The sequence below is a fragment of the Serinicoccus sp. JS2-9 genome (genome assembly GCF_059025165.1).
Genome location: NZ_CM180091.1, coordinates 2350494 through 2363442, shown reverse-complemented (window position 1 = coordinate 2363442; position 12949 = coordinate 2350494). Strand labels below are relative to the sequence as shown.

The window sequence follows — 12949 nt, the reverse complement described above, 5'->3', positions numbered from 1 at the left end:
GCCGGCGCCACGGCATACCTCGCGTCAGTCGATCCGCAACTCGCCCATGGAGTCCCAGCCGTCGCCCTCGACCTGACGGGAGATGATCTGCGGCGTCGCGGTGAGGTGCTGGCGCATCGCCTCGATGCCCTCACTGAAGTGCGGGCTCTCGACGTGCGCCCCGGCTCCCTCGTTGGTGAAGCCCTCGACGAGGACGAACTCGTGCGGATCCTCCAGGCTGCGCGACCACTCGAAGAAGAGGTTGCCCTCCTCCTCCCGCACGCCGCGGGTGTAGTCGGCGACGATCTGCGGCCACTGGTCCACAGACTCGGGCCGGACCGGAAACTTGACCACGATGAGGTACATGCCCTCCAGGCTGCAGCCGGCGGCGGTGCGGGTCAAGCCGGAAAACCCGTTGCCCGTCCCGCGTCGGCGGACCATCCTGATGGCACGAGCGCGCGCCCGGCGCGCTCCGAGCAGGAAGGAGGGAGCGTCATGAGGTTGACCGCTGCCGGTCCCACGACCCCCATCTCTTCCTGCAGGAGCACCAGTGCACGCATCACCGTCCCCCTCGACGGGTGACATCGACCCGTTCTTCGTCTTCGACTACACGCCGCTCGACGCGGCCGACCACCTCACCCCCGAGCAACGGCTGACGACCTACTGGGACGTCGAGGCCGGCTGCCGCGGGCCCGACCCGGTGCCGGGCTGGGTGATCCAGGACTCGGGCGCGATCGACACCGAGCTCGGCGTTCTCAAGACCGGCAAGGAAGCCGACGTCTTCCTGCTCGAGCGCGCGGCCGCGACGGCCGGCGCCGCGGGTAGCTGCCTGCTCGCCGCCAAGCGCTACCGCGACCCCGAGCACCGGTCCTTCCACCGCAGCACGACGTATACCGAGGGCCGCGGCGTGCGCCGCTCGCGCGACCAGCGCGCGCTGGCCAAGGGCACCGCCTGGGGCCGACAGGTCGCCAGCGGCCGCTGGGCGCACGCCGAGTGGGAGACGCTGTGCACCGCGTGGTCTGCCGGGGTGCCCGTGCCCTACCCGGTCTCCCTCGACGGCACCGAGATCCTCATGGACTTCGTCGGGACCGACGACGGCGTGGCCGCCCCCCGGCTGGCCCAGACACCCGCGGACGCCGAGCTGCTGGGCCACCTGTGGGCACAGACCCGCGAGGCCGTGCTGCGCCTGGCGGACCTGGGGTGGGCTCACGGCGACCTGTCGGCCTACAACCTGCTCGTGCACGGGGAGGTGCTCGTCGTCATCGACCTTCCTCAGGTGGTGGACGTGGTCGCCAACCCGCGCGGGGCGGACCTGCTGCACCGCGACTGCGCCAACGTTGCGACCTGGTTCGTCGGCCGCGGCCTCGACCCCGGCGTCGCCGACGGTGACAAGCTCTTCGCGGAGGCGGTCGCGGCTGCGCTCTGATTTGGGGCACATGTCATCGCGAAACAGAACTTAGGTTAGGGTTACCTCGTCGACAACGGGGCGTCCCCGTTCACCTGAGATCTGAGGAGTACCGCTATGCAGTCCCTGCGCCGCTCTCGCTACGGCCTGGTGGCCGCCGCGACCGCCGCCATGCTGACGCTCGCCGCCTGTGGCGACGACAGCACCGAGTCCAGCTCCGCCGACACCGACGCCCCCGAGGAGGAGGCGGCTGCCGGCACCGTCGAGGTCACCGACTTCCAGGGCACCGTCGAGGTCCCCGTCCCCGCCGAGCGGGTCATGGTCACCGACAACCGCGTCGTTCGCGCCCTCGACGCCTGGGGCGTCCCGGTCGTGGCCGCGCCGCTGGACATCTTCCCGAAGGACATCGGCTACGCCAGCGACGACTCCGTGGTCAACCTCGGCAACCACGGCGAGCCCGACCTGGAGGCCATCGTGGCCGCCGACCCCGACCTCGTGCTCACCGGATACCGCTTCCAGGACTTCTACGAGGACATCACCTCGCTCGTGCCCGAGGCCGCCATCGTCGACACCACCACGGACTACGAGACCAACCCCCTGGACGAGGAGCTCATCCGCCAGATCGAGCTCGCCGGCCAGGCCGTCCAGCACGAGGAGGACGCGGCCGCGCTGGTCGAGGAGTTCGAGGCGTCCATCGCCGCGGCCACCGAGGCCTACGACAGCGAGCAGACGGTCATGGGGCTGATCACCTCCGGCGGCGACATCGGCTACGTCGCCCCGAGCACCGGCCGCGCGATCGGTCCGGTCTTCGACGTCCTGGGTCTCACCCCGGCCCTGGAGCAGGAGGGCGGCAGCGGCCACACCGGCGACGACATCTCGGTCGAGGCGATCGCCGAGTCCAACCCGGACTGGATCATCGTCATGGACCGCGACGCGGCCGTCGCCGCCGAGGGCGAGGAGTACTCCAGCGCCGAGGAGCTCATCGCCGAGTCCGAGGCACTGGCCAATGTCACCGCGGTGACCGAGGGCAACATCGTCTACCTGCCGGCCGACTTCTACCTGACCGAGGACATCCAGGCCTACACCACCATCTTCAACGACATGGCCGACGCGATGGGCGGCGCCGCCCGCTGACCGTGACGCCCAGCACCTCGTCGACGACGTCGACCTCCGCAGGACCCCCGGCCGGCCGCCCTGGCCGCCGCCGGGGGTCCTCGGCGTGGGCTCTGGTGGTCGCCCTGGTCGCCACGGCCGCACTGCTCGCGCTCTCGCTCTCGGTCGGGGTCTACGACATCACCGCCGGGCAGGACGGGTGGGAGATGTTCGCGATCACACGGGTGCCCCGCACCATCTCTTTGGTGCTCGCCGGAGCAGCGATGTCGATGTGCGGGCTGGTCATGCAGCTGCTCACCCAGAACCGCTTCGTCGAGCCCACGACGACCGGCACCACCGAGTGGGCCGGTCTGGGTCTGCTGCTCGTCTTCATCCTCGTCCCGGGCGCGAGCCTGCTCACCAAGATGACCGGAGCGGTCGTCATGGCCTTCGTCGGGACGATGATCTTCTTCGCCTTCCTCCGCCGGGTCTCGTTGCGCTCCTCCCTCATCGTGCCGATCGTCGGCATCATGATCGGCGCCGTCGTCGGCGCCGTCTCGACCTACCTGGCGCTGGGCTTCGACATGCTGCAGCAGATGGGCATCTGGTTCGCCGGCAGCTTCACCTCGGTGGTCCGGGGCCGCTACGAGATGCTCTGGATCGTCCTCGTGGTGACCGTCCTCGTCTTCCTCATCGCCGACCGGCTCACACTCGCCGGCCTGGGCAAGGACATCGCCACGAATGTCGGCGTCAACTACGACCGGGTCATCCTCGTCGGGGTGGCCATGGTGGCCGTCGCGACCGGCGTGGTCACCGTGGTCATCGGCGCCCTGCCCTTCCTCGGCCTCATCGTGCCCAACGTGGTCTCGCTCATCCGGGGAGACAACCTCAGGAGCAACCTGCCCTGGGTGTGCCTGCTCGGCGTCTGGGTGGTCACGGTCTGCGACCTCATCGGTCGCACCATCATCATGCCCTTCGAGGTGCCCGTGTCCCTCATCCTCGGCGTCCTGGGCGCCGCCTTCTTCATCGCCCTGCTCGTCATCAGGCAGCGCCGTGTCTGAGCAGGTCGAGCAGCGAGCCTCCCGGACCACGCCCCCCGTCGCGCCGGAGGCCGGCGCCGCGTCGGCCGAGGCCCCGAGGTCGGGACCCGCCCGCGGCACCCGGCCTCTCGTCGACCGTCGTGACCGGATCCGGTATGCCGCGGTCATGGTGCTGCTGACCCTGCTCGCCGTCGGGTTCACGGCCGGGATCCTGGCCTGGGACAACCCGATGCCTGTGGGCAGCGACGGCTTCTGGCGGATCGCCGAGCTGCGGGCGACCAGCATCGGCGTCATCCTCGTGGTGGCCTTCTGCCACGCCTTCGCGACCGTGTCCTTCCAGACCGCGACCAGCAACCGCATCATCACGCCCTCGATCATGGGCTTCGAGGCGCTCTACATCGTCGTGCAGACCGGCGCGGTCTTCTTCCTCGGCGCCTCCGGCGTCGCGATGGTCACGGGCACGACGCAGTTCCTCGTGCAGGCCCTGCTCATGGTCGTGGTCGCCACCATCCTCTACGGCTGGCTGCTGTCGGGCCGCTTCGGCAACCTGCACATCATGCTGCTCGTCGGCGTGATCCTCGGTGGTGGTCTCGGATCGCTGTCGACCTTCATGCAGCGCCTGCTCACGCCGAGCGAGTTCGACATCCTCACCGCCCGCCTGTTCGGCAACATCGGCAACGCCGACGCGGCCTACCTGCCCTACGCCATACCGATCGCGCTCCTCGCCGGCGGCGCCCTGTGGTGGCGGGCCCGCCGCCTCGACGTGCTCGCGCTCGGACGGGACGCGACGAACAACCTCGGGCTCAACCACAAGCGCGAGGTGATCACCGTGCTCTTCCTCGTGTCGGTGCTCATGGCGATGACCACCTCGTTGGTGGGGCCGATGACCTTCCTCGGCTTCCTCGTCGCGATGCTGGCCTACCAGTTTGCCGACACCTACAGCCACCGCCTGCTGCTGCCGATGGCCTTTTGCCTGGGGTATGTCGTGCTGTCCGGTGCCTACTTCGTGCTGCGGCACGTGTTCTACGCCCAGGGCATGGTCACCATCATCATCGAGCTCGTCGGTGGGGTGACCTTCCTGGTCTACATCCTGCGAAAGGGCCGCCTGTGATCGAGCTCACCGACGTCGCCAAGACCTACAGCACCGAGACGCTCATCGGCCCGGTCACCGCGCAGATCCCCGCCGGGGGGATCACGGCGCTCATCGGCCCCAACGGCGCGGGCAAGTCCACGGTGCTCACCATGATCGGTCGACTGCTGCGGCTGGACCAGGGCACCATCACCGTCGCGGGCCATGACGTCGTCAACACCCCGTCCCAGGCCGTGGCCAAGATCCTGTCGGTGCTGCGCCAGGAGAACCACTTCATCACCCGGTTGACGGTGCGCCAGCTGGTCGGTTTCGGGCGCTTCCCGCACTCGCGCGGACGGCTGACGCCCGAGTGCGAGCGGCACATCAGCGAGGCGATCGACTTCCTCGACCTCGGGGGCCTGGAGCACCGCTACCTCGACGAGCTCTCCGGCGGCCAGCGGCAACGCGCCTACGTCGCCATGGTGCTCGCGCAGGACACCGACTACGTGCTGCTCGACGAGCCGCTCAACAACCTCGACATGCAGCACTCGGTCCAGATGATGCGCCAGTTGCGCCGCGCCGCCGACGAGCTCGGCCGCACCGTGGTCATCGTTCTGCACGACATCAACTTCGCCGCGCGCTACGCCGACCACATCATGGCGATGAACGACGGCACGATCACCGAGTTCGGCCCGCCGGAGCACATCCTCACCGACGAGACCCTGACCCGCGTCTTCCATACGCCGGTCCGGGTCATCGACGGTCCCGACGGACCGCTCGCCGTCTACTACTGACCGCGGGCACGGCGCACGCGGATCGGCCCGGAGGCGGTGGAGGGGTCGACCACCTGACCCCGCTGGGTGATCTCGACCTGGCCGCGCACGACGAGGCGCCGGGCGGCGCGCCGCGCCGGCTCCATGAGGACTCGCCAATCCTCGCTCGCGTCGTCACCACCGGACCGGCCGCCCTTGGCGCTCTTCGTCGGCGCCCCGCCCTCACCCTGGCGTCCGGCGACCCGGCGCGCGGCCTCCGAGGGACAGACCGACGCCGACGCCGACCGGGCGTCGAGCAGGTCCAGCAGCGCCTCCTCGAGCTCGCGGTCGACCGGGCGGACGCCCCGGCGACGGCACGCGCCCGAGCAGTAGCGCACCTGCTCCCAGCTGCGCTCCCACTTCTTGCGCCACTCGATCCGCCTGCCGCAGGAGGCGCACCACTTCTCCTCGACGGTGCCCATCAGCGCAACCCGCTCCGGGAGAAGCCCTGCACGAACCAGCGCTGGGCGAGGAGGAAGACGAGCACCATCGGGGCCACCGTGATGAGGGCGAAGGCCATCGTCGCGCCGTAGTCGGGGCCGAACTGCCCCTGCAGGAAGAGCAGCCCGACCGGCAGCGTGTAGAGCGCGTTCTCGCGCAGCGCGATGAGCGGCCAGGCGAAGTCGTTCCACGTCTGGAGCATGCTCATGAAGAAGAGCACGGCGATGAGGGGGCGCGACAACGGCAGCACGATGCGCCAGAAGATCTGCAGGTGCGTCGCCCCGTCGATCCGGGCCGCCTCGATGAGCTCGCGCGGGATGGTGAGGATGAACTGCCGGGCCAGGAAGACACCGAAGGCGGACGCCGCGGTCGGCAGGATGACCGCCCAGTAGCTGCCGTAGAGGCCGAGCCCGGTCACTAGTTGGAATAGCCCCACCATGATGACCTGCACGGGCAGCATGAGCGTCGACAGCGCCAGCAGCAGCAGCGCCCCCGAGCCCGGGAAGCGCAGGTGCGCGAAGGCATACCCCGCCAGCAGGTTGACGAGCACGATGATGACCGAGGTCACCAGCGCGATGGCCACCGAGTTGCCGAACCAGGTGAGCACCGGGAAGTCCTCGACGACGCGGCCAAAGTTGTCCCACGTCACCTGCGCCGGCCACATCCGCAGGCCGCCCCCGGCCAGGGACGACCTGCTGGAGAAGGCCACGACGACCATCCAGTACAACGGGAAGAGGATGACCGCCGCCGCCCCGAGGGCCGCGACGAAGCGCACCGCCGCACCCATCCGGCGCCGCGCGACCGGCCCACGCGTCCGCCCGTTCATTCGCTTTCCTCCCGGCGCCGCTGCGCCCGCCACCGCACCGCCGTGACCACCAGGGTCACCGCGAGCAGGACGACGCCGATCGCGGCGGCATACCCCTGGTCCCGGGTGACGAACCCCGTGTCGTAGGCGTAGGTGACGAGCACGATGGTGGCCCGCTCCGGTCCCCCACCGGTCATGACGAAGACGATGTCGAAGACCTGGAAGGAGTAGATGATGTTGAGGATCACCAGGAAGAACGACTGGTGACTCAGCTGCGGGACGGTGACGTGCCGGAGCCGCTGCCAGGCGTTGGCGCCGTCCAGGCGGGCCGCCTCGTAGAGCTCGTGCGCCACCCCCTGCAGGCCGGCGAGGTAGATGAGCATGTTGAAGCCCACCCGCCACCACAGGGTCATGATGACGACGGAGGCGAACGCGGCCGGGCCGTGGGTCTGCCAATCCACACCGGGCAGCCCCAGGCTGCGGGCGACCTCGGCGAAGAAGCCGTTGTTCTCGTCGAAGATGAGCACGCCCATGAGCGCGGTCGCCACCCCCGAGATGGCCATCGGCAGGATGAGCACCGAGCGCAGCACCCCGCGGGCGGGCAGCGCCGAGTCCAGCAGCAGCGCCAGGCCCAGACCGATCGCCATGGCGGCCGGGGTCACGAGCACGGTGTAAGCCCGGTGTTGAGGGTGGCTCGCCAGAAGACCGGGTCCTGGACCAGCCGACGGTAGTTGTCGAGACCGACGAAGGTGCCCTCGCCGAAGCCGTCGGTCTGCTGCAGGCTGATCGCCATGGCGCCCGCGAGCGGCAGCAGCACGAAGGCGCCGAGAAGGAGCAGGGTCGGCGCGGCGAAGGCATACCCCGCGAGCGCCTCCCGAGCGCGCGCGGTCACTGTGTCGCGTCGGCGATGCCGTCGGAGAGGGCCGTCAGGGTCGCCTCGACGTCGGCGTCACCGAGGAAGCTCGCTTCCAGCCCGTCCTGCAGCACCGTGATGATCGAGGACATGTCGGGTGAGGCCACCTGGCCGGAGTCCTGTGGCAGCACCGCACCGGACTGCTGCAGGAAGACCTGCGACAGCTCGGGTCGCACGTCGAACTCGATGCCGTCCTCGACGAGGTCGGCCCGCGTCGGCAGCAGCGAGGAGGTGGCGCAGAAGTCGCGCATCTGCTCGGCCTGGGTGACGAACTCCAGGAAGGCGGCGACCAGCTCTGGCTGCTCGGTCTGCGAGGTCGCCACCAGCGCGTTGCCGCCGAAGTCGCCCGCGGAGCGCTCCCGCCGCGGCGGGAAGGTGGCCGCCCACTCCCGCTCGTAGGTCTCCTCGGCATCGGGCAGCAGGAAGGCGCCGGCGAAGACCATCGGCACGGTCCCGGCGAACCAGCTGTCCGCGGCGTAGGTCGAGGAGCTGATCGAGTTGTTGCGCGGCACGAGGCCCTCGCGGAAGAAGCTCGAGGTGAACTCCACCGCCGCGGCGCCGGCCTCGGAGTCGATGGCCGGCGTAAGGAGGTCATCCTCGAGGAAGCGACCGTCGGCCTCGAAGAGCCAGCTGAGCCAGCGGGTGACGCCGTTGCCCTGCCAGTTGTAGGCGAAGGGCGAGCGGTCCGAGGGAAGCGACTCCTGCAACCGGCGCGCCACCTCGGCGAACTCCTCCCAGGTCCACGCGTCCTCGATCGTCTCGGGCACTGTGTCGATCCCTGCGTCCGAGAGCGCCTGGACGTCGTAGAGGATGACCGAGGTGTCGGTGTGGTGCGGCACGCCGAAGGGGGATCCTCCGCTCTGGACGGCAGCCCACGCCTGCGGCGTGAACCGGTCTGCGACGTCGCCGGCCAGGTAGGGCGAGAGGTCGAGCAGCTGGTCGCGCCCGGCGTAGCTGCCGAAGGTGTAGTAGGGCACCCGGAAGACGTCGGGCGGGTTGCCCGCCTGCAGCTGGGCGTCGATGTTGGTGAACATCTGCTGGTAGGGCACCGCGTTGAGAGTGACCGTGGCGCCGTCGTTGGCCTCCTCGAAGGCGGCGATCGCGGAGCGGAAGCCGGCGAGCTCGGCGTCGGTGCCCCAGGTGGTGAAGGTCAGGGTGCCGTCGACCTGCCCGCCTCCCCCACCGGTCGAGAATCCGGCGCAGCCGCCGAGGGCCGCGGGGGTGGCTGCCGCTCCCAGGGCAGCAAGGAATGAGCGTCGGGACAGATGCATGGCGAACTCCGGGCGTGAGTGCGGTCGGCGACGGACGCCGTGCGGGGAGCGGCCTGCTCAGCCTAGGCCGAGCGCTTCCTCTTCGCGCTCCAGAACGTTCTCCAGGTGGCGACGCTGGTCGATCTCCAGCGCCACGGAGTCCAGCCCCTGCCGGGTGGCGCGGGCCACGGTCGCCGCCTGCTCCGACGTCAACAGGCCGAGGCGGACCGCGTGCGACGCGGCGCCGGCGTAGGTGTCGAAGACGTGCACGCCCTGCTCCGCCCACGCCGCGCGCGCCGCCTCGTCGAGGCCGGTCACGTCGTGCAGCAGTGTGCCGACCACGTGGTCCGGGGCACGGCGCCGCATCTGCGCACCTACGTCGCCGTCGGCCTGGCCGCTGTCGCCGATGAAGACCATGCGACACTCCGGGAAGAGCAGGTGGTCGCGCTCCATGTTCTGGATCTTGCGCTCGGCGATGGCGTTCTTGGTGTGCAGGTTGAGCAGCGAGCCGCCCAGCACCGAGTGCGGGGGCAGGCCCAGCTCGGCGAGGTCGTTGCGGGTATACCGCTCCACGAGCCCGCGGGGACCGCCCGGCCTGGCGGTGACGAAGGTGATGTCGCCGACGCGGCCCTCGTCGGCCGCGGCACCGTGGTCCAGCTCGGTGAGCAGCTCGACGACGCCGGGATAGACCGTGCCACGCGGGTAGCGGCGGTCGTGCAGCATGGCCCGCACGGTGTCGTCGATGTCGCAGAGCACGCGTAGGTCGGAGGTGGGGTCGACGGTGGCCTGCTCGGCGATGTGCTCCAGGACGCGGTCCTGGAGGTCCTCGTCGAGGTCGGAGAAGATCAGGTGCTCGAGGTCGTGGTAATCCCGCGCGGCGTTGAGGCGGTACTTCAGGTCGTGGAACCGGCGACCTTCCAGGCCCACGAGCACGTCGGCGATCGCCTCCTGGTGGCTGCGTGGGGTGGGGCCTGCGTGCAGGGCGGCGATCACCCGGGCGAGCACCGGCAGCGACAGCTCCTCCCGCCGCTCGCGCAGCAGCAGGTCGAGCAGGGCGGTCCGGTGGTCCGGGCCCCAGACGTGGTCGTCGACGTCGCCGATGACCCGGTCCAGGTCGAGGTCCGCCAGCACGCCGTCCAGCTGGCCGCGCGGCACGTCCGCCAGGATCTGCAGGATGCGCGCCTCCTCGTCGGCGTCGGTGCGCCATCCGGAGGTCAGCGAGGTGATCTGGATCGCTCGAGGGTCCATCAGGCTCCTTCGGTCTGCGGGACGGCACCGCCGAGAGCCCCGGCGACCCGCAGGGCCCCCGGTCGGATCTCGACCCGTGCGCCGACGATATCCGCCACGACGTCCCCGTCCACCTGGACGGGTGCGTCCGGCATCCTCAGCGTGACGACGCGGCCCCGGGCATACCGCAGCGCCGCGTCGTCTCTGTGCCGTCCGCCCCAGCCGGTGCGCGCGATCCGCGCCCAGTCCACCAGTGATCGCGGAGCCACCAGGGCCAGGTGGAGCAAGCCGTCGTCGGGGCGGGCCGCGGGGACGACCCGGGCACCGAGCGGGAGCCGGGCGGCGTTGACGACCAGCACGGTCCAGACCCGCTCCTGGTGCTCATCCCTCGTGTCGTCCGCGACCGGTGCGGGCATCGGCCCGTCCCCGTCGTCGACCTGGACGGTGACGGGCCGGTCCACCCGGCGCAGCAGGCGCAGTCCAGGGGTGACGTAGGCCAGCCAGCCGCCCCGCGCCTTGGCCCGGGCATCGAGACCGGCCAGGATCTGCGCGTCGTGGCCGACCCCGACGACGACGAGGAAGGGCTCGAGGTCCGACTCGCCGCTGGCCCGGGTCAGCTCGGCGACACCGAGGTCGACCGGTCGGGCCGGGGCGGAGACCGCGACGCGGGCCGCCCGACGGACCGGACGCCGCGCCAGGCCGAGGCTGCGCGCCGCGAGGTCGGCGGTGCCGGCCGGGACGATGCCGAGCTCGCCGTCGTCCGCTCGGGTCACCTCTCCCGCCACCAGCCGCACCGTGCCGTCGCCGCCGGCGACCACGACCCGCCGGCACCCGGCGTCCAGCGCCGCGCGGGCCTGGCCGGGACCTGGGTCCTCGACGGTGGTGGTGAGCACGAGCGGGGTGGGGAGTCCTGCTGCGGCACAAGCCATCTCGACCTCGCGCCGGGCTCGCGCCGCCTTCCGGGCCACCGGGTTGACGACGAGCGCGACCCGGCCCGCGGCCAGGGTCATCGTCAGGCGAGGGCGGCGGACAGGGAGGTGGCCACCTGGTCCGGGGTGAGGCCGATCCGCTCCAGCACCTGCCCCCGGGAGCCGTGGTCCAGGAACTCCTGAGGTATGCCGTAGCCGTGCACCGGCGTGCCCACGCCCGCCTCGCGCAGCGCCCGGGTGAGGGCGCTGGCGATGCCCCCGCCGACGATGTTGTCCTCCATGACCGCGACGTGCCCTACCGTCCGCGCGAGCTCCACGAGCTCCTCGCTCACGGGCAGCACCCAGCGCGGGTCGACGACCATGGTGCGGCGGCCCTCGGCCGCCAGCTTGTCGGCGACCTCCAGCGCGGGCTGGGCCATGGAGCCCACGCCGACGAGCAGCAGGTCGACGGGCGCGTCAGGATCGTCCTCGACGTCGGCAACATCGCGCAGCACGTCGAGCCCGCCGACCCGGCGCACCGCCTCGATGGGCGCGCTGACCGTGCCCTTCGGGAAGCGCACGACGCTCGGCCCGTCGTCGATATCCACGGCCTCGCGCAGGGCGAGCGCCACCTGCTCGCCGTCACGCGGGGCGGCCACCCGGATGCCCGGCACGATGCCGACGAGGGTGAGATCCCACATACCGTTGTGGCTGGCGCCGTCGGACCCGGTGATCCCGGCCCGGTCGAGGATGAAGGTGACGCCCTGCCGGTGCAGCGCGCAGTCCATGAGGAGCTGGTCGAAGGCGCGGTTGAGGAAGGTCGCGTAGATGCAGACCACGGGGTGGAGACCGGTGAAGGACAGGCCCGAGGCCATCGCCACGGCGTGCTGCTCGGCGATGCCGACGTCGAAGACGCGGCCCGGGAAGCGCTCGGCGAAGGGCTGCAGGCCGACCGGGATGAGCATGGCCGCGGTGAGCGCCACGATGTCCTCGCGCTCTTTGCCCAGGCGCACCAGCTCGTCGCTGAACTCGTCGGTCCAGGACCGTCCGGAGAGCTCGAGCGGGAGCCCGGTCTCGGGGTTGATCTTGCCGACGGCGTGGAAGCGGTCCGCCTCGTCCGCGGTGGCGGGGTCGTAGCCGTGGCCCTTCTCGGTGAGGACGTGGACCAGCACCACTCCCCCGAAGTCGTGCGCACGGCGTAGGGCGGTCTCCATCGCCTCGACGTCGTGCCCGTCGACCGGGCCGAGGTACTTCAGCCCCAGGTCCTCGAACATGCCCTGCGGGCTGACGATGTCCTTGAGCCCCTTCTTCATCCCGTGCAGGGTCTCGTAGACCTGCCTGCCGACCACGGGCGTGCGGGTGAGCTGGCGCTTGCCCCAGGAGAGGACGTGCTCGTACTCCTGGGTGGCGCGCAGCGACGCGAGGTAGTCAGCCATGCCGCCGCGGGTCGGCGCGTAGGACCGCTCGTTGTCGTTGATGACGATGATGAGCGGCAGGTCCGGCTGGTCGGCGATGTTGTTGAGCGCCTCCCAGACCATGCCTCCGGTGAGCGCGCCGTCACCGATGACCGCGACGGTATGCCGGTCGGTCTCGCCCCGCAGCTTGCGTCCGGCCGCGATGCCGATGGCCCAAGAGAGGGAGGAGCTGGCGTGGGAGTTCTCGACGACGTCGTGGTCGGACTCCGCCCGGCTGGGGTAACCGGAGATGCCGCCCTGCTTGCGCAGCGTCGACAGGTCGTGCCGACCGGTGAGCAGCTTGTGCACGTAGGAGATGTGGCCGGTGTCGAAGAGCAGGGTGTCGCGCGGGGAGTCGAAGACCCGGTGCAGCGCGATCGTGAGCTCCACGACGCCCAGGTTGGGGCCGAGGTGGCCCCCCGTCTGCGACACCGAGGAGATGAGGTAGTCCCGGATCTCCTCCCCCAGCGCATCCACCTGACGCGGCGTCAACCGCTTGAGGTCGGACGGTCCGGTGATGGTGCGCATCAGGGCCACGGGATCATCCTCCGGCG

Annotated in this window: 14 protein-coding genes; 5 read left to right on the top strand and 9 right to left on the bottom strand. The window is 70.8% G+C overall.

Going from position 1 to position 12949, the window contains the following annotated elements; all coding sequences use genetic code 11:
* Positions 1-24: 24 nt before the first annotated feature.
* Positions 25-345: a putative quinol monooxygenase gene (locus AC5PYY_RS11370; RefSeq protein WP_493899366.1), complete on the bottom strand. Its 321-nt coding sequence runs from the start codon at positions 343-345 to the stop codon at positions 25-27.
* A 184-nt stretch (positions 346-529) separates the two neighbouring features.
* Here AC5PYY_RS11370 and AC5PYY_RS11365 point away from each other — a divergent pair, with 184 nt between their 5' ends.
* The 5 genes from AC5PYY_RS11365 to AC5PYY_RS11345 all read left to right on the top strand — a co-directional run bounded on the left by AC5PYY_RS11365 (position 530) and on the right by AC5PYY_RS11345 (position 5379).
* Positions 530-1405, top strand: coding sequence for a serine protein kinase RIO (locus tag AC5PYY_RS11365; protein ID WP_493896925.1), 876 nt, complete (start codon positions 530-532; stop codon positions 1403-1405).
* A gap of 96 nt (positions 1406-1501) precedes the next feature.
* Positions 1502-2518 (top strand): siderophore ABC transporter substrate-binding protein, encoded by a 1017-nt coding sequence (locus AC5PYY_RS11360; protein ID WP_493896924.1) that lies wholly within the window; start codon positions 1502-1504, stop codon positions 2516-2518.
* Positions 2515-3537 carry an ABC transporter permease gene (locus AC5PYY_RS11355; RefSeq protein WP_493899365.1) on the top strand — a complete coding sequence of 341 codons (1023 nt, stop codon included), beginning with the start codon at positions 2515-2517 and terminating at the stop codon, positions 3535-3537. The genes AC5PYY_RS11360 and AC5PYY_RS11355 overlap by 4 nt, the downstream gene beginning before the upstream one ends.
* Entirely contained in the window at positions 3530-4627 is a 1098-nt protein-coding gene (locus tag AC5PYY_RS11350; protein WP_493896923.1) for an iron chelate uptake ABC transporter family permease subunit, read from the top strand. The genes AC5PYY_RS11355 and AC5PYY_RS11350 overlap by 8 nt, the downstream gene beginning before the upstream one ends.
* Positions 4624-5379, top strand: a complete 756-nt coding sequence (locus AC5PYY_RS11345) for an iron ABC transporter ATP-binding protein (RefSeq protein ID WP_493896922.1) — start codon at positions 4624-4626, stop codon at positions 5377-5379. Before AC5PYY_RS11350 ends, AC5PYY_RS11345 begins: the two co-directional genes overlap by 4 nt.
* Here the strand turns inward: AC5PYY_RS11345 and AC5PYY_RS11340 are convergent.
* From AC5PYY_RS11340 to dxs, 8 genes are read right to left on the bottom strand one after another with little or no spacing between them, the layout of a single operon-like run.
* The gene (locus AC5PYY_RS11340) at positions 5373-5819 is read right to left on the bottom strand and encodes a DUF3253 domain-containing protein (RefSeq protein ID WP_493896921.1); all 447 of its coding nucleotides are present in this window, start codon (positions 5817-5819) and stop codon (positions 5373-5375) included. The genes AC5PYY_RS11345 and AC5PYY_RS11340 overlap by 7 nt on opposite strands.
* Positions 5819-6664 (bottom strand): carbohydrate ABC transporter permease, encoded by an 846-nt coding sequence (locus AC5PYY_RS11335; RefSeq protein WP_493896920.1) that lies wholly within the window; start codon positions 6662-6664, stop codon positions 5819-5821. Before AC5PYY_RS11335 ends, AC5PYY_RS11340 begins: the two co-directional genes overlap by 1 nt.
* The gene (locus tag AC5PYY_RS11330) at positions 6661-7305 is read right to left on the bottom strand and encodes a carbohydrate ABC transporter permease (RefSeq protein ID WP_493896919.1); all 645 of its coding nucleotides are present in this window, start codon (positions 7303-7305) and stop codon (positions 6661-6663) included. Before AC5PYY_RS11330 ends, AC5PYY_RS11335 begins: the two co-directional genes overlap by 4 nt.
* Positions 7302-7535, bottom strand: a complete 234-nt coding sequence (locus tag AC5PYY_RS11325; protein ID WP_493896918.1) for a hypothetical protein — start codon at positions 7533-7535, stop codon at positions 7302-7304. Before AC5PYY_RS11325 ends, AC5PYY_RS11330 begins: the two co-directional genes overlap by 4 nt.
* A complete protein-coding gene (locus AC5PYY_RS11320) occupies positions 7532-8827 on the bottom strand; it encodes an ABC transporter substrate-binding protein (RefSeq protein ID WP_493896917.1) in 1296 nt (431 codons plus the stop codon). The genes AC5PYY_RS11325 and AC5PYY_RS11320 overlap by 4 nt, the downstream gene beginning before the upstream one ends.
* Positions 8828-8884: 57 nt before the next feature.
* The gene (locus tag AC5PYY_RS11315; RefSeq protein ID WP_493896916.1) at positions 8885-10054 is read right to left on the bottom strand and encodes a phosphatase domain-containing protein; all 1170 of its coding nucleotides are present in this window, start codon (positions 10052-10054) and stop codon (positions 8885-8887) included.
* On the bottom strand, positions 10054-11043 hold the full coding sequence (locus AC5PYY_RS11310) for a diacylglycerol/lipid kinase family protein (RefSeq protein ID WP_493896915.1): 990 nt from the start codon (positions 11041-11043) through the stop codon (positions 10054-10056). Before AC5PYY_RS11310 ends, AC5PYY_RS11315 begins: the two co-directional genes overlap by 1 nt.
* A gap of 2 nt (positions 11044-11045) precedes the next feature.
* On the bottom strand, positions 11046-12932 hold the full coding sequence (dxs, locus tag AC5PYY_RS11305; protein ID WP_493896914.1) for a 1-deoxy-D-xylulose-5-phosphate synthase: 1887 nt from the start codon (positions 12930-12932) through the stop codon (positions 11046-11048).
* Positions 12933-12949: the final 17 nt, after the last annotated feature.

What these genes read in the sequence shown, in the direction of transcription:
- AC5PYY_RS11370 (WP_493899366.1), bottom strand. Translation starts at nt 345, where the DNA reads ATGTACCTCATCGTGGTCAAGTTTCCGGTCCGGCCCGAGTCTGTGGAC.
- AC5PYY_RS11360 (WP_493896924.1), top strand. Translation starts at nt 1,502, where the DNA reads ATGCAGTCCCTGCGCCGCTCTCGCTACGGCCTGGTGGCCGCCGCGACC.
- AC5PYY_RS11340 (WP_493896921.1), bottom strand. Translation starts at nt 5,819, where the DNA reads ATGGGCACCGTCGAGGAGAAGTGGTGCGCCTCCTGCGGCAGGCGGATC.
- AC5PYY_RS11335 (WP_493896920.1), bottom strand. Translation starts at nt 6,664, where the DNA reads ATGAACGGGCGGACGCGTGGGCCGGTCGCGCGGCGCCGGATGGGTGCG.
- AC5PYY_RS11320 (WP_493896917.1), bottom strand. Translation starts at nt 8,827, where the DNA reads ATGCATCTGTCCCGACGCTCATTCCTTGCTGCCCTGGGAGCGGCAGCC.
- AC5PYY_RS11315 (WP_493896916.1), bottom strand. Translation starts at nt 10,054, where the DNA reads ATGGACCCTCGAGCGATCCAGATCACCTCGCTGACCTCCGGATGGCGC.
- AC5PYY_RS11310 (WP_493896915.1), bottom strand. Translation starts at nt 11,043, where the DNA reads ATGACCCTGGCCGCGGGCCGGGTCGCGCTCGTCGTCAACCCGGTGGCC.